The following is a 15,687-nucleotide window of genomic DNA, read 5'->3' as shown; positions in this document are numbered from 1 at the left end:
CCCCAACCCCCATCCAGGCCCAGGCCATCCCCGCCGTGCTCAAGGGCGTGGACCTGCTGGGCGGCGCCCAGACCGGCACCGGCAAGACCGCGGCCTTCACCCTCCCCCTGCTGCAGCGCCTGTCCACCGAAGCGCGCCTGACCAACCGCCGCGGCGTCAATGCCGTGCGGGCCCTGATCATGACCCCGACCCGCGAACTCGCGGCCCAGGTCGAAGAAAGCGTGCGCACCTACGGCAAATACACCGACCTCACCTCCATGGTGATGTTCGGCGGCGTCGGCATGGGCGCCCAGATTGAAAAACTGCGCCGCGGCGTCGACATCCTGGTCGCCACTCCCGGCCGCCTGCTGGACCACGCGAGCCAGGGCACGCTGGACCTGAGCCAGGTGCAGATCCTGGTGCTCGACGAAGCCGACCGCATGCTGGACATGGGCTTCATCCACGACATCAAGAAAGTGCTGGCCCTGGTGCCCAAGCAGAAGCAGTCGCTGCTGTTCAGCGCGACCTTCAGCGACGAGATCCGCGAGCTGGCCAACGGCCTGCTCAAGAACCCCGAATCCATCCAGGTCACGCCGCGCAACACCACGGTGCAGCGCATCACGCAGACCATCCACCCCGTCGGCCGCAGCAAGAAAAAAGCGCTGCTGACCCACATCATCAATGAGCACAACTGGAGCCAGGTGCTGGTGTTTACCCGCACCAAGTTCGGCGCCAACAACGTGGCCGAGCACCTGACCAAAAACGGCATCCCCGCGATGGCGCTGCACGGCAACAAGAGCCAGACCGCCCGCACCCAGGCCCTGGCCGATTTCAAGAGCGGCACGATCCGCGCCCTGGTGGCCACCGACATCGCCGCCCGTGGCATCGACATCGACGAGTTGCCGCACGTGGTGAACTACGAAATCCCGAACGTCAGCGAAGACTACGTTCACCGCATCGGCCGCACSGGCCGCGCCGGCAACAGCGGCGAAGCCGTCAGCCTGGTGTGCCTCGATGAAGAAGGCTTCATGCAGGACATCGAGCGCTTCACCAAGCAGAACATCGAAAAAGTCCTGGTCCCCGGCTTTGAAGCCGAGCCCGACGAACGCGCCGAGCCGCTGGCCATGGGCCGCCAGACCATCTGGGGCGGCCTGGGCAAGCCGCCAAGCCGTGACGTGATGCAGGCAGCGGCCAAGGCCGCCCGCACCGAGATGATGCAGCGCATCCGCGACACCAAAGGCGCACAGCCCGCGCGTGGCGCAGGCGGCGGTAATGGTGGTGGCAATGGCGGCGCGCGCGGACGCGGCCCCGCCGGTGGCGGCAATGGCGGCGGCAGCGGCCGCGGTCCCCGTACACCCAATCCCGGCCAGCCACGCCAGGCTTCGGGCTATTCACAGAACGGCCAGCCGCCACGCCAGCAGGCACAGCGCCCGCCGCGCGACGACCAGCAGCCGCGCGCACCGCGCAGCGAGCCGAGGGAGCCGCGCAACGACTTCGACAACCAGCAACCCGCCAGCCACGCCTCCTCGGGTTTCCCGTCGTCCGGCCAGCCCACGGGCGGTAACCGCGGCAACTACCGGGGCGGCAACCGCTCCGGTGGCGGTGGCGGTGGCGGTGGCGGTGGCGGTGGTGGTGGTGGTGGCGGCCGGGGCAACGGGCCTCGCCGGCCCGGCGGTCCCGGCTCGTTTACCGGCCGCTAAGCGCTACCTGGCGGCGATCCACTGCGTGGGCGCCGCCATGCACCTGTACGGCGCGGCATAAGGCTGTAAAAAAGCCCAAGCCCGCACCTCAGGCTCAAGCTGCTTTCAGCTGCTTGGCCGGGTTACTCAGTTTAGGCAAACGGCGGCGCGAGCCGAGCACCAGCTCGATATCCTCGTGCGCGCCGTCAATCAGCACCAGAATCGCTTTTTCGGCCTTGGCCGGGTTGCGCGCGATCACCGCATCGAGCACCGCCCGGTGCAGCGGCAGCGAGCGCTTGGGCCCATCCTTGCGGACAGTGGAGATTTCAAAACTGGTGCGCAGCAAGGCGCTGAGCGCCTTGCTCATCTGGACCAGCATGCGGTTGTGCGCGGCACGCAGCAGGCCCTGGTGAAAACGCAGGTCGTAGGTGACGTAGTCGCCGCCGCCTTCCACGGCGCGCTTCATGCCCGCATAGGCATCCTCGATCCCGGCGATTTCTTCCGCGGTGGCGCGCTCGGCGGCCATGCGCACGGCGGCAGGCTCCACCAGGCGCCGCAGCTCCAGCAGGTCGCGTAAAAATTCGGGCGTAATGCCGGCCTTGGCCTTCCAGGCGATGACGTCGGGGTCAAACCAGTTCCAGTGCTCCTCGGTCAGCACGCGAGTGCCCACTTTGGGCCCGGTGGTGACCAGGCCCTTGGCGATCAGCGACTTGACCGCTTCGCGCACCACCGTGCGGCTCACGCCCAGTTCCTCGCAGAGCACCGGCTCCGGCGGCATGGACATGCCGGCGGTATAACGCCCCGCGACGATGGCTTCCCCGATATGGTCAACCGTGTTGCCGTGGACGTTTTTCATGGTGGCCATGGTGTCGCCTTAACCCCGCACAAACAGCGTGACCAGCGGGTCCGGCCCGACCTGGCGGCTCCAGTGGCCGTGCAGTGCCGGGTCAAAAGTGGCGCCGGCCGGCAGCACGTCGGCGGAATAGAAATGCTGGCCCGGCTTGAACACGCGGGAGACGTCTCCCTGCAATCCGATTTCCATCTCGCCGCCCAGGATGAACACCCACTGCGGGTTCGGCGTGCAATGGAACTGGCTGCGAAAACCCAGCGGGCTGTGGCGCAGCTGGTAGCCGCCCGAGGCGAACAATTCGGACAGCATGGCCTGCGGCGAGCCTTCGCCCAGCGGTATGGCCTCTTCCCGGAATTTGGCCCGGCCGTCGGTATCGGTGTAGAGAATGACTTTGGAGAAAACGGTCACAAGGGACTCCGGTGAATGGATATAAAAAGCAGACACCCCATCAGGTTTCGCCGCCAAAGGCGATTTGCACTTTCATGGATTGGCGTTTGTCGCCGGCGAGTGTAAAGGCATGCGTGGCCTGGTCGAAAGCGACGATGTCGGTGATGACGGGCCGCCCGTCGATGAGCCGCTGATTCAGGAAGGCCACCGCGACGGCGAATTCAGGATGAAAGCGGAAGGTGCCGCGCAACTCCAGCTCCTTGGCGACCAGGGTATTGAGCGGCAGGGAGACGTTGCCGCCCAGGCCCACTGTCACGATGACGCCGCGCGGCGCCACCACGTCCAGCCCCGCCACCAGGGCTTTCTCATTGCCCGAGGCCTCGAACATCACGTCGAACTGGCCCTTGCCGGCGGCAAAGGCCGCCAGGCCGTCCGGTTCCTGGGCCAGGTTGATGGTCTGGTCCGCGCCCATTTTTTTGGCGCAGGCCAGGGGAAGCTCGGCGATGTCGGCCGCGACGATGCGGGCCGCGCCCGCGCGGCGCAGGCCGGCGATCAGCAAGGCGCCTATGGGGCCGCAGCCGGTCACCAGCACCTGCTTGCCGAACACCGAGCCGGCCCTCGAAATGGCGTGCAGGCCCACCGACAGGGGCTCGGCCAGCGCGGCCTCGGACAAAGGCAGGTCGTCGGCCACGAGATGCGCCTGGGCGGCCTCGATGACCAGGGTTTCGCGGAAAGCGCCCTGGATGTGCGGGAAACGCATCGCGCTGCCGTAAAAGCGCATGTCCATGCAGTGGTTGTGCAGGCCTTGCTGGCAGAAGCGGCAGGCACCGCAGGGCCGCGAGGGCGAAATCGCGATGCGCTGGCCGGCGCGCAGGCCGCTGACCTCGCTGCCCACGGCCTCGACCACGCCCGACACCTCGTGGCCCAGCACCATGGGCTCCTTGATGCGCACGGTGCCGAAACCGCCGTGCTGGAAGTAGTGCAGGTCGGAACCGCAAATCCCGCCGAAAGCCACCCGCACACGCAGCTGCTGCGGACCGAGGTGTTCGGCATCCAGTGCGTCAAGGCGCAGGTCTAGGGGCGCATGACAGACAAGTCCACGCATGATGTTTTCTCCCTGGTTGCGCGGGCGGCGGCGGCTTCACAGCGTCGCCGTCACTCCGCCGTCGACATACAAAACATGGCCGTTGACAAAACTGGAGGCATCGCTGGCCAGGAACACGGCCGCGCCGGCCAGCTCGGCCACCTCGCCCCAGCGCCTGCTGGGTGTGCGTCCCGTGAGCCAGGCGCTGAACTGTTCGTCGGCCACCAGTTTTTCGGTAAGCTCGGTCTTGAAGTAGCCTGGGCCCAGCCCGTTGACCTGGATGCCGTAAGGCCCCCAGTCGATCGCCATGCCCTTGGTCAGCATCTTCACCGCGCCCTTGCTGGCCATATAGGGCGCGATGTTGGGACGCCCCAGCTCGCTCTGCACCGAGCAGATGTTGATGATCTTGCCCTTGCCGCGCCCTATCATTTTCCGGGCGACCGCCTGGCCGACAAAAAAGACGCTGTCGACATTGGTGCGCATCAGCTCATGCCAGTCCTGGGCCGGGAAATCCTGCAAGGCCATGCGCTTTTGCATGCCGGCGTTGTTGACGAGGATGTCGATGCCGCCCAGGGTCGCTTCAATGTCGTCCACAGCCGCCTGCACCGCACCGGCCTGGGTCACGTCGAAGCCGCTGGTGTGGACCTCCAGGCCTTCATCGCGCAACACACTGGCGGCCTGCGCCAGCCTGGCGCTGTCGCGGCCGTTGAGCACCAGGCGGGCACCGGCCTGCCCCAGGCCGCGCGCGAGCGCCAGGCCGATGCCGGCCGAAGAGCCGGTGACCAGCGCCAGGCGCCCGTCAAGCCTGAAAGTGTTCACGACCATGGGCTRGCTCAGTCCAGCCGGGCGCCGCTGGCGTCGTCAAACACATGGGTTTTGCCGGCCGCGATTTCGAGGTGCACGATCTCGTCGGGGCGCACCGCCGTGCGGCCGTGCATCACCAGAATGACTTTGGCGCCGTTCACGTCGAGCAGCAGTTCGGTCTCGGCGCCGGTGGGCTCCACCACGATGACCTTGGCCGGTATACCCTGCCCCGTCGCGGACAACGACAGGTCGCCGGGCCGCACGCCGTAGTGCACCGGTTGCCCGTCCTGCGCCTGCGCGATCGCGCCTATGGGCCACTGGTGGCCCTGGGCTTCGACCCAGGCCCGGCCGCCTTCCTTGCGCAGAACGCCCTTGAAGACGTTCATGGCGGGCGAGCCGATGAATTGCGCGACGAACAGGTTGCCAGGGCGGTCGAACAGCTCSAGCGGCGTGCCGATCTGCTCGAYGMKGCCGKCATKCATCACCACGATGCGGTCGGCCATGGTCATGGCTTCGATCTGGTCATGCGTGACGTAAACCGTGGTGGTTTTCAGGCGCTGGTGCAAGGCCTTGATCTCGGCGCGCATGGCCACGCGCAGCTTGGCGTCCAGGTTGGACAAGGGCTCGTCGAACAGGAAGACCTTGGGGTCGCGCACGATGGCCCGCCCCATGGCCACGCGCTGGCGCTGCCCGCCCGACAATTCGCGCGGGAAGCGGTCCAGCAGCGGGTCCAGGTTCAGGATGCGGGCGGCGTCGCCGACGCGTTTGTTGGTGAGCTCGGCATCAGCCTTGCGCAGCTTCAGGCTGAAGGCCATGTTGTCGCGCACCGTCATGTGCGGATACAGGGCGTAGCTCTGGAACACCATRGCGATGTCGCGGTCCTTGGAGTCGAGCTCGTTGATGACCTTGCCGTCAATCGACATTTCGCCGCCGCTGATTTCCTCAAGGCCGGCCAGCATGCGCAGCAGCGTGGATTTGCCGCAGCCCGACGGTCCCACCAACACAACGAATTCGCCGTCGGAGATGTCGAAGCTGATGCCGTGAATGATCTTGACCTTGCCGAAGGCCTTTTCAATATTGCGAAACGATACAGATGCCATTTTTGGTATTTCCCGGGGTCAGCTTTTCACGGCGCCGGCAGTCAGGCCTGACACCATGTAGCGCTTGAATGTGTAATAGATAGCCGCCGGAGGCAGCGCGTAAATCAGGCCCGTGGCCATCAGCAGTTCCCACGGCGAGTCGTCGGCCGCGAGGAAGTTGCCCAGGGCCACCGCCAAGGTCACGCTGGTGTCCCTGGACAGCAGCAGGAAGGCGTAGAGGTATTCATTCCAGGCCAGCAGCAGCGCATAGGTGCCGACCGCCACAAGCGAGGGAACCATGAGCGGCAGGTAGACCAGCCGGAACAGCTGCATGGCCGTGGCGCCGTCCATCTTGGCCGCTTCGTCGAGTTCGTAAGGCAGTTTGTCGGAAGCCTGCTTGAGCACCCAGATGCAGTACGGCGAGGCGATGGTCACCATGGCCAGGATCAGCGACCACTGGTGGTTTAGCAAGCCGTAGTTGCCCATGGTCTTGTACATGGGAACGGCCAGGAAGGCGGCGGGGATGAAGTAGGTGAAGAGCGCCATGTTCATCACCGTGCGGCCGCCGCGCACCTTGAGGCGGCTGATGGCAAAGGCCGCGGTTGTCGAGACCACCAGCGTCAGCACACCCACCGAAATCGCGATCACCAGCGAGTTGCCCAGTTGTTCCCAGAAATGGTCGAGGTAGAAATGCTTTTGCCAGAACACCGTCTCGAAGTTGTCCAGCGTGGGCTTTTTGGGCCAGAGCCGCCCGGTCGTGGCTTCGTTGCGGGGCGAGATCGCGAACAGCACCATGTGGTAGATCGGGATCAGCGTCCACAGCAGGACCGGGATGCCGATCAGCAGCAGCCTGGCCTCCCGGCTTACGGTACGCAGTGTGACGCGGCTCATTTGGACAACCTTTTCATCATGAAATACACCAGCGGCAGCACCAGGGGCAGGGCCACGACGATGGAGGCCAGGGACAAATCGACCTGGTCCAGCCGCAGGTAACGGATGCCCAGCGTGGCCAGCACGTGCGTGAGGTCGGCCGGCCCGCCGCCCGTGAGCAGGTAGACGCTGTTGAAGTCGCCCAGCGTCCAGATCATCGACAGGATGGTCGAGGTCAGATACAGCGAACGCATCGACGGCCAGGTGATGAAGCGAAATTTCTGCCAGATCGTGGCGCCGTCCACCGACGCGGCCTCGTATTGCTCGGCCGGTATGGCCATGCGGCCGGCCAGCAGGATCAGCGTCCAGAACGGCAAGGACTTCCAGATGTGGGCCAGCATGGAGAAGGACAGGGCCAGCGTCGGGTCATTAAGCCAGTTCGGCCCGTCTATGCCCGTCAACTTGAAAATCAGGGTGTTGATGACGCCCCACTCGGGGTTGAGCATGAAGCGCATCGACAAAATGGTCGGGATGGAAGGCACCGCCCAGGGCAGGATAAAAATCACCGACAGCGCCTTGATCCACCAGCGCGTGTTCAGGAAAAATCCCGACAGGAACAAGGCCCCGGGATCCCGGGCAGGCGGCGCGGCTTTCTTCAGTCGATACCGTTTAGTTCGCCACGGTCTTGATGCGGGCGATCATTTCGTCAACGGCCTTGTCCACCGGCACCTTTTCATTGATCACGCGGTTGGCCGCCTTGGCCCAGACGTTCTCGTTGTTCAGGATGGTGAACTTGTAGTTCTTGGTGAACTCGAAGTTGACGGTTCCGGCGGTGAACTGGTTGTAGACCGACAGGCGGTGCGCATCGGCCTTCCAGAACGGACGCTGCTGCGCGGTCTTGGTCACCGGGAACCAGCGGCCCAGCGAGCCCTCCACGTAAGGCGTGAGGTTTTCTTCCTGCATCAGGAAGGAAACGAACTCCTTGGCGCGGGCCTTGTTCTTGGCCTGGTTGAACACCACACCCACCTTGACGGCGGCGCGGTAGACCATCTTGCTGCCGTCGGGCTTGTTCGGGAAGCCCGCCGTGCGGATGCGCTCGGTGTAGTTCTTCTTCGCGGTCTCGCGCTCTTCCGGTTTGAGCGAGGCGTTGTTCATGTCGTCCAGCCATTTCGCGGCGATCGAAATCGTGGCGTTATGGGTCAGGATGGTGGTCTTGTTGTGGAAAGCGACATTGTTGTCCGGGTCTTTCCAGCTGGTGGACGACGGCGGCGTGCAGCCCTTGGCGTAAGGCTGGGTGTAATCCGTCAGCGCACCGATCAGGCCGGCGCGGACCTTGGGATCGTCGACCAGCAGCTTGCCGCTGTCACTGACCAGGTTCACGTTGTAGGCGTCCATGAAGGTCAAGAAGGAATAAAACGAGTCGCTCGAATCGACGCCCAGTGGCTGGCCGATGCCGAAAGTGCGGTTGCCGGTTTTCTGGCGATGGGCGGGCTGCACCTTGTCGCACCAGAAAGACCAGTAGTCTTTCCAGGCCGTGGGAATGTCGGATTCCTTGAAGCCGGCCTCGTTGAGCATGTCCACCCAGTACTCGATGTGCATGGTCTGCTGCTTCATCGGGAAGGCGTAATAGGCGCGCGTCTTGGTGACGTCGTTGTAGAGGAAGGCGGTCTCCACCGTGTTGGGCGCGAAACGCGCGCGCATGGGGTTGATCACGCTGCTGATGTCTTCAAGCTTGCCGTCGAAGGCCCACTTGCCGGCGACCTGGAAGTCATAAACGTCGGCATAGGCCACGTCGGGCGGGCTGCCGGAGTCGAGGGCCGCGACGGTTTTCGGGATCATGTCCTGCACGGGGTACTGCGAGAGCTCGACCTTCACGCCCTTGTGTTTTTCCTCGTACTTCTTGATCGCGGCGAACAGCGCGTCGTCCTCGGCTTTGTAAAAGCCCTTGACCCACCAGACGGTGAGCTTTTCCTGGGCGGCGGCCTGCCCCGCCGTGATGAGGCCGGCCGCGACCATCGCGGCGGCCAGAATTGTCTTGAGTCTCATTGGATTTGTCTCCTCTGCGGGTGGGTTGTTGAACGGCAAAAAACTCGGAAGGGTTCGTTGACGCATTGTTATCATATGATGATTAAACCCCGAGTCTTCTATGGAAAACCCGAAGCATTCCGCCCCTGATTCAATGCCATTCCGGCACCGGGGTAAAGAGGGCTTGCCCGGCAAAATGGGCGCGCAGGTTGTCGACGGCCAGCTTCGCCATGGCGTGGCGCGTCTGCACCGTGGCGCTGGCCATGTGCGGCGTCAACACCACGTTGTCCATGGACCAGAGCGCCTCGTTGGGGTGCGGTTCTTTCTCGAACACATCGAGCGCCGCGCCGGCGATCACGCCTTGCTGCAGGGCGTCAACCAGGGCCGCCTCGTCGACCACCGAGCCGCGCGCCACGTTGATCAGGTAACCCTCGGGGCCCAGGGCTTTGAGCACTTCGGCGTTGATCATGTGGCGCGTTCCGGCGCCGCCGGGCGTGATCACGATCAGGAAATCCACCTGCGCGGCCAGTGCCTGTGCCGTGGGGTAAAAGGTGTAAGCGAGTTCCGATTTGGCGCCGCGCCCGGTGTAGGCAATCGACATGCCGAAGGCTTCGGCCCGGCTCGCGATGGCCTGGCCTATGCGGCCCAGGCCGACGATGCCCAGGCGTGCGCCCGAGACCTTGCGCGCCAGGGGCATGGCCCCCTCTTTGGCCCAGCGGCCGGCGCGCACATAACGGTCGGCCAGCGGAATGCGGCGAGCCACCGACAGCATGAGGCCTATGGCCAGGTCCGCCACCTCGTCGTTGAGCACACCGGGCGTGTGCGTGACCGGAATGCGTTTTTCCAGCGCGGCGGCGACGTCCACGCCGTCGTAACCCACGCCCATGATGGAAACCATCTCCAGCGCGGGCAGTTGTTCCWTCAGGGAACGCGGCACCTTGGACTCCCCGCCCCCGGCCACCGCGCGGATCAGCGGCGCCACCCTGGCGAAAGCCGCCGGGTCGCTTTCATGCAGCCTGTCATGGACTTCATAAGCCGCCTGCAGCGGCTCCATCAGGAAGGGCGGAAGCTTGGCGACGGTGAGGATGTGCGGGCGGTTGGACGGGGCGGACAAAGGGCGGGCTCCTGCGGTCATGGTTTTCACTAAGATAGCGGAGCCAATGGTATGACGATAATATGTTTGACGAATTAAGGACTTTCCCGCATGAGCACACCACCCAAGAAAAAACCCGCCCACGAACTCCGTAGCCAGCAATGGTTCGGCCGCCAGGACCGCGACGGCTTTGCCTACCGCAGTTGGGTCAAGGGCAAGGGCGTCCCGCACGACCAGTTCGACGGCCGGCCGGTCATCGGCATCTGCAATACCTTCAGCGAACTGACGCCCTGCAACTCGCATTTCCGCACGATCGCCGAACAGGTCAAGATCGGCGTCTATGAGGCCGGCGGCTTCCCCCTGGAATTCCCGGTGATGTCGCTGGGCGAAACCCTGCTGCGTCCCACCGCCATGCTGTACCGCAACCTGGCCAGCATGGACGTTGAAGAAAGCATACGCGGCAACCCCATTGACGGTGTGGTACTGCTGATGGGCTGCGACAAGACCACACCCTCGCTGGTGATGGGCGCGGCCAGCGTCGACCTCCCGACAGTGGGCGTCAGCGGCGGGCCCATGCTGAGCGGCAAATGGCGCGGCCAGGAGCTGGGATCGGGCACCGGCGTCTGGAGCATGAGCGAGCAGGTGCGCGCCGGCACCTTGAAACTCCAGGACTTTTTCGAAGCCGAGAGCTGCATGCACCGTAGCCACGGCCACTGCATGACCATGGGCRCGGCCTCGACCATGGCCAGYATGGTCGAAGCGCTGGGCATAGGCCTGCCGGGCAACGCCGCCTACCCCGCGGTGGACGGCAGGCGCAACGTGCTGGCCCGCATGGCCGGCCGCCGCGCCGTCGAGATGGTGCACGAAGACCTCACGCTGTCGAAAATCCTCACACGCGAAGCGTTCGAGAACGCCATCAAGACGCTGGCCGCGATTGGTGGATCGACCAACGCCGTGATCCACCTGATTGCGATGGCCGGCCGGATCGGCGTGAAGCTCACCGTCGACGACTTCGACCGGCTGGCCAGCGAACTGCCCTGCCTGGTCAACCTGCAGCCCTCGGGCAAATACCTGATGGAAGACTTCTGCTACGCCGGCGGCCTGCCGGTGGTGATGAAGGAAATCGCGCAGCACCTGCACACCGGCGCCATTACCGCCAACGGCAAGACCATAGGCGAGAACATCGCCGACGCGGAGAACTACAACACCGAGGTCATCAAGCCGCTGTCCGCGCCCTTCAAGGACAAGGCCGGCATCGCCGTGCTGCGCGGCAACCTCTCGCCGCGCGGCGCCGTCATCAAGCCCAGCGCCGCCACGCCGGCGCTCATGGTGCACAAGGGCCGGGCCGTGGTGTTTGAGAACATTGAAGACTTCCACGCGCGCATCGACGACGAGAACCTGGACATCGACGAGAACTGCGTGATGGTGCTGAAGAACTGCGGGCCCAAGGGCTATCCTGGCATGGCCGAGGTCGGCAATATGCCGTTGCCGCCCAAGGTGCTGCGCAAGGGCATCACCGACATGGTGCGCATCAGCGATGCGCGCATGAGCGGCACGGCCTACGGTACCGTGGTGCTGCACACCGCGCCCGAAGCCGCCGCCGGCGGCCCGCTGGCCCTGGTGCAGAACGGCGACATCATCGAACTCGACGTGCCGAACCGCCGCCTGCACCTGCACGTAAGCGACGAGGAACTGGCCAGGCGCATGGCCGGCTGGAAGGCGCCAGAACCCCCGCTGTCCTCGGGCTACTGGAAGCTTTACATCGACCACGTGCTGCAGGCCGACGAGGGCGTGGACCTGGATTTCCTGGTGGGCAAACGCGGCTCCTTTGTGCCGCGCGACAACCACTGAGCCGGGTACAGCGCGGGTACGGGGCAACACCCGGCCCGCGGGTACCATTGGGGGTTTTGAGGCGCGGCGTGCTTTTCCGGTTTTTCTCCCCTGAAAAAAGCCCGCGCCGGGATGCCGCAAGAAGCCAGGAAACCCAATGCAAGCCAGAAAATTCGATGTCGTCGCGCTTGGCGAAGCCATGGTGGAATTCAACCAGACCACCGCCGGCCAGCCCAACTACCTGCAGGGCTTCGGCGGCGACACCAGCAATGCCGTGATCGCCGCCGCGCGCGCCGGCGCCAGCACCGCCTACCTGACCCGCCTGGGCGGCGACACCTTCGGCCAATCGCTGATGGCCTTGTGGGCCGCGGAGAAGGTCTCCACGGCCGCCGTCCAGCAGGACAACGAAGCCAGCACCGGCCTGTACTTCGTCACCCACGGCCCCAAGGGGCACGAGTTCAGCTACCTGCGCGCGGGCTCAGCAGCCAGCCGCATGACACCGGCCTGGCTGCAACAGGCCGGCGCGGCCGATGCCGTGCGCCACGCCAAAGTCCTGCACGTCTCGGGCATCTCGCTGGCGATTTCCGCGAGCGCCTGCGACACGGCGTTTGCCGCGATGAAGCTGGCCAAGGAGTCCGGCACGCTGGTCTCCTTTGATTCCAACCTGCGGCTCAAGCTCTGGCCGCTGGACCGCGCACTGGCGTGCACCCGCCATGCGGTGTCGCTGTGCGACATCTTCCTGCCCAGCCTGGAAGACATCACCGCCCTCAACGGCATGACGGATCCCGATGAAGTGGTCGACTGGGGCCATGCCCTGGGCGCCAAAACCGTGGTGCTCAAGCTGGGGGGCGACGGCGCGCTGGTCAGCGACAGCACGCGGCGCGAACGTGTGCCGGTGCATCGCGTGAAGCTGGTGGACGCCACCGGCGCGGGCGACTGCTTCTGCGGCAACCTGCTGGCGCGCATCGCCCAGGGCGACACGGTGTTCGACGCCACGCGCTACGCCAATGCGGCCGCGGCCCTCACGGTGCAGGGCTATGGCGCGGTGGCGCCTCTGCCGCGGCCCGAACAGGTCAGGGCCTTGCTGTGAGCCGCCTGCTCGCGGTCGACTGGGGCAGCTCGTCGCTGCGCGGCGCGCTGCTCGACGCCGATGGCGCGGCACTCGAAGAACGCGCTTTCCCGCGCGGCATCCTGACGGTAGAGGCCGGCGGCTTTCCCGATGTTTTTGAAAGCTGCTTCGGCGACTGGATGGCACCCGGCACACTGTGCCTGATCTCCGGCATGGCCGGCAGCAAACAAGGCTGGCGCGAGGCGCCCTACTGCGCCTGCCCCGCGGGCTTTGGCGCGATTGCCGCCGCGCTCGAATGGGTGGAGCCAGGGCGCATCGCTATCGTGCCCGGCCTGAGCATTGATAAAAACGGCGTGCCCGACGTGATGCGCGGCGAGGAAACCCAAATCTTTGGCGCGCTGCAACTACTCGGCCTGGAGCATGCCCGCCTGGTACTGCCCGGCACACACAGCAAGTGGGCCACAGTAACCAATCGCAAGGTGACGGATTTCTCGACCTGGATGACCGGCGAGTTCTATGCGCTGCTGCGCCGCCACTCCATCCTGGCGCGCATGCTGCCCGAGGACGAACCCGCGCTGGACGCCGCCGCCTTAGACCAGGGCGTGGCCCATGCGCTGGCCGGCCCCGGCCTGCTGAACACCGCTTTCAGCACACGCACGCTGTCGCTGTTCAACCGGATGAAGACTGAGGCACTGCCAAGCTATCTGTCGGGCCTGGTCATAGGCGAAGAGCTCAAGGCTCAAACGCTGCCGCGCGGCGAGCCCGTGGTGGTCATGGGCGCGGAGGCGCTCACGGCCCGCTATGAACAGGCGCTGGCCCAGCTCGGCGTGCCGGTCCAGCGCGTAGGCGCGGGCGCCACCTGGCGCGGCCTGCGCGCCATTGCCGACACGCTTGGCTGAGCGCGCCACCCCATCGATAGAACACCATGAACAACGCACACCCAAAATTTTCCAAAGCACTCACGACACTCCCCCTGGTCGCCATCCTTCGCGGGCTCACACCGGCCGAAGCTTTGCCGGTCGGCCAGGCACTGGTCTCCACGGGCTGGACGCTGATCGAGATTCCCCTCAATTCACCGCAGCCACTGGACAGCATCGCCGCGATGGCAAGCGCCTACCCGGATGCCTTGATAGGCGCGGGCACCGTGCTCACGCCTGAAGACGTGCGCAATGTGCAGGCCGCGGGCGGCCAGCTCATCGTCTCGCCCAATTTCAACCCGGCCGTGGTGCGCGAGGCCGTGCGCCTCGGCATGGTCTGCCTGCCCGGCGTGATGACGGCCAGCGAAGCCTTTGGGGCACTCGAAGCGGGCGCCACCGGCCTCAAGATTTTCCCGGCCGAGATGATCACGCCGGCGGTGGTGAAAGCCCTGCGCGCCGTGCTGCCGAAGCAGACTCCAGTGATGCCGGTGGGCGGCGTCACGCCGGACAACATGGGCGCCTACCTCGCGGCCGGCGCCAACGGCTTCGGCATAGGCTCGGCGCTGTACAAACCCGGCACCACGGCGGCCCAGGTGGCCGAGAACGCGAAGAACTTCATCGGCGCCTACACAGGTACCATGCGGGCATGAACACTTCCACGGCGCCAGCGCCTGCTATCTCCTTCGGCCTGGCCGGCCGCGTCTGCATCGTCACCGGCGGGGCGCAAGGCATAGGCGAGGCCTGCGCGCGCCGCTTTGCGCGCGAGCAGGCCATCGTGGTGATTGCCGACATCGCCGACGCGCCCGGCACGGCATTGGCCACGGAGCTGGGCGGCCTGTATGTGCACTGCGACGTGGGCGACAAGGCCCAGGTCGACGCGCTGGTCGCACAAACCGTGGCCGCGCACGGCCGCATCGACGTGCTGGTCAACAACGCCGGCATTTTCAGGGCCGCCGAATTCCTCGACGTGACCGAAGCCGACTTCGACGCCGTGCTGCGCATCAACCTCAAAGGTTCCTTCCTGGTGGGCCAGGCTGTCGCGCGCGCCATGGCGGCCGCCGGCAAGGGCAGCATCGTCAACATGAGCTCGGTCAACGGCGTTCTCGCCATTCCCACGATCGCCAGCTACAACGTCAGCAAGGGCGGCATCAACCAGCTCACGCGCGTGATGGCGCTGTCGCTGGCCGGCCAGGGTGTGCGCGTCAACGCGGTGGCGCCCGGCACCATTGCAATTACACAGTCCCGGTTTAGGACCTGCCAACAAGCCCTAATCAGGGTGGACTCTGTCCTTTTGGGGTGCTAGCCTTTAGCGGCAAGGCGCTATTCCGGCGCCAGCCAGACTGGAGGCACCATGACCACGATCTACAAGGAATTCACGGTCGATGCGGGTATAGGCAGCGTATGGGATGCGCTGCGTGATTTCAATGCAGTGCACCAGCGCCTGGCGCCAGGCTTTGTGGTCGACTGCAAGCCCGGCGAAGGCAGCCGCACCGTGACCTTTGCCAACGGCATGGTTGCGCATGAGGTGCTGGTGGGCATCCATGAAGGGATGCACCGCCTCAGCTACACCGTGGTCGGCGGCAAAGCCAGCCATCACATGGCTTCGGCGCAGCTGTTTGCCGAAGGCGAGAAGCGTACGCGTTTTGTCTGGATCACCGATGTGCTTCCCGATGCGCTGGGGGAATACATTGATGCGATGATGACTCAGGGTGCTGCGGTCATGCAGCGGGCGCTTGGTGGCTCTTTGGAAAAGCCTGCGGGCTAAGCTTTTTTTCATACGCTGGTGTTGGGTTGAGTTTCGGGCCGGTCTTGTTCCGGCCTTTGCGCTCCAGTTCTCTCTGCTGAGGGCGGTTGGCCGGGGGTTGCCCGGCAGCAAGTAACTTTCTTTTGCTTCGCCAAAAGAAAGTCACCAAAGAAAAGGCGACCCGCAGTCTGGGTCCCCTGCGCTTCGCTACGGGGCAACCTGCGGTGCTCGACTACGGCGGGGTCTCGCGCAAACTCGCCTTCGGCTCAAACAAGCG

General features: G+C 65.2%; 15 protein-coding genes and 1 pseudogene. 7 read left to right on the top strand and 9 right to left on the bottom strand.

Annotated features, from left to right (window positions below):
- Positions 1-1,679, top strand: a 1,679-nt coding sequence (locus AC1D0P_RS18150; protein WP_477678028.1) for a DEAD/DEAH box helicase, incomplete at its 5' end; no start/stop codon positions are given.
- Between the two features lie 94 nt (positions 1,680-1,773).
- Here AC1D0P_RS18150 and AC1D0P_RS18145 read toward each other — a convergent pair.
- From AC1D0P_RS18145 to AC1D0P_RS18105, 9 genes and pseudogenes are all read right to left on the bottom strand, one after another.
- Positions 1,774-2,523, bottom strand: coding sequence for a FadR/GntR family transcriptional regulator (locus AC1D0P_RS18145; protein ID WP_436153711.1), 750 nt, complete (start codon positions 2,521-2,523; stop codon positions 1,774-1,776).
- 9 nt (positions 2,524-2,532) lie between these two features.
- Positions 2,533-2,916, bottom strand: coding sequence for a cupin domain-containing protein (locus AC1D0P_RS18140; protein ID WP_477678027.1), 384 nt, complete (start codon positions 2,914-2,916; stop codon positions 2,533-2,535).
- 40 nt (positions 2,917-2,956) lie between these two features.
- On the bottom strand, positions 2,957-4,000 hold the full coding sequence (locus tag AC1D0P_RS18135; protein WP_477678026.1) for an L-idonate 5-dehydrogenase: 1,044 nt from the start codon (positions 3,998-4,000) through the stop codon (positions 2,957-2,959).
- Between the two features lie 36 nt (positions 4,001-4,036).
- Entirely contained in the window at positions 4,037-4,804 is a 768-nt protein-coding gene (locus AC1D0P_RS18130; RefSeq protein WP_477678025.1) for an SDR family oxidoreductase, read from the bottom strand.
- 8 nt (positions 4,805-4,812) lie between these two features.
- Positions 4,813-5,883, bottom strand: a complete 1,071-nt coding sequence (locus AC1D0P_RS18125) for an ABC transporter ATP-binding protein (protein WP_477678024.1) — start codon at positions 5,881-5,883, stop codon at positions 4,813-4,815.
- Positions 5,884-5,901: 18 nt separating this feature from the next.
- Entirely contained in the window at positions 5,902-6,753 is an 852-nt protein-coding gene (locus AC1D0P_RS18120; RefSeq protein ID WP_477678023.1) for a carbohydrate ABC transporter permease, read from the bottom strand.
- Positions 6,750-7,355 (bottom strand): annotated as a pseudogene (locus tag AC1D0P_RS18115) (carbohydrate ABC transporter permease); the annotation flags it as partial. The pseudogene AC1D0P_RS18115 and the gene AC1D0P_RS18120, both read right to left, overlap by 4 nt.
- 46 nt (positions 7,356-7,401) lie before the next feature.
- Positions 7,402-8,778, bottom strand: a complete 1,377-nt coding sequence (locus AC1D0P_RS18110) for an ABC transporter substrate-binding protein (RefSeq protein WP_477655218.1) — start codon at positions 8,776-8,778, stop codon at positions 7,402-7,404.
- A gap of 130 nt (positions 8,779-8,908) precedes the next feature.
- Positions 8,909-9,871, bottom strand: coding sequence for a 2-hydroxyacid dehydrogenase (locus AC1D0P_RS18105; RefSeq protein WP_477678022.1), 963 nt, complete (start codon positions 9,869-9,871; stop codon positions 8,909-8,911).
- A 90-nt stretch (positions 9,872-9,961) separates the two neighbouring features.
- Here AC1D0P_RS18105 and AC1D0P_RS18100 point away from each other — a divergent pair, with 90 nt between their 5' ends.
- The 6 genes from AC1D0P_RS18100 (at position 9,962) to AC1D0P_RS18075 (ending at position 15,431) form a co-directional block, all read left to right on the top strand.
- On the top strand, positions 9,962-11,701 hold the full coding sequence (locus AC1D0P_RS18100) for an IlvD/Edd family dehydratase (RefSeq protein WP_477678021.1): 1,740 nt from the start codon (positions 9,962-9,964) through the stop codon (positions 11,699-11,701).
- 136 nt (positions 11,702-11,837) lie between these two features.
- Positions 11,838-12,770: a sugar kinase gene (locus tag AC1D0P_RS18095; protein ID WP_477678020.1), complete on the top strand. Its 933-nt coding sequence runs from the start codon at positions 11,838-11,840 to the stop codon at positions 12,768-12,770.
- Positions 12,767-13,648: a 2-dehydro-3-deoxygalactonokinase gene (locus AC1D0P_RS18090; protein ID WP_477678019.1), complete on the top strand. Its 882-nt coding sequence runs from the start codon at positions 12,767-12,769 to the stop codon at positions 13,646-13,648. The genes AC1D0P_RS18095 and AC1D0P_RS18090 overlap by 4 nt, the downstream gene beginning before the upstream one ends.
- 26 nt (positions 13,649-13,674) lie before the next feature.
- Entirely contained in the window at positions 13,675-14,316 is a 642-nt protein-coding gene (locus AC1D0P_RS18085; protein WP_477678018.1) for a 2-dehydro-3-deoxy-6-phosphogalactonate aldolase, read from the top strand.
- A complete protein-coding gene (locus AC1D0P_RS18080; RefSeq protein ID WP_477678017.1) occupies positions 14,313-14,969 on the top strand; it encodes an SDR family NAD(P)-dependent oxidoreductase in 657 nt (218 codons plus the stop codon). Before AC1D0P_RS18085 ends, AC1D0P_RS18080 begins: the two co-directional genes overlap by 4 nt.
- 48 nt (positions 14,970-15,017) lie before the next feature.
- The gene (locus AC1D0P_RS18075; RefSeq protein WP_477678016.1) at positions 15,018-15,431 is read left to right on the top strand and encodes an SRPBCC family protein; all 414 of its coding nucleotides are present in this window, start codon (positions 15,018-15,020) and stop codon (positions 15,429-15,431) included.
- The last annotated feature ends 256 nt before the right edge of the window (positions 15,432-15,687 follow it).

It is taken from the genome of Polaromonas sp. P1_G2, from assembly GCF_056405515.1.
Note: the sequence above shows the minus strand (reverse complement) of the source record. Positions and strands in the feature narration are given on the sequence as shown.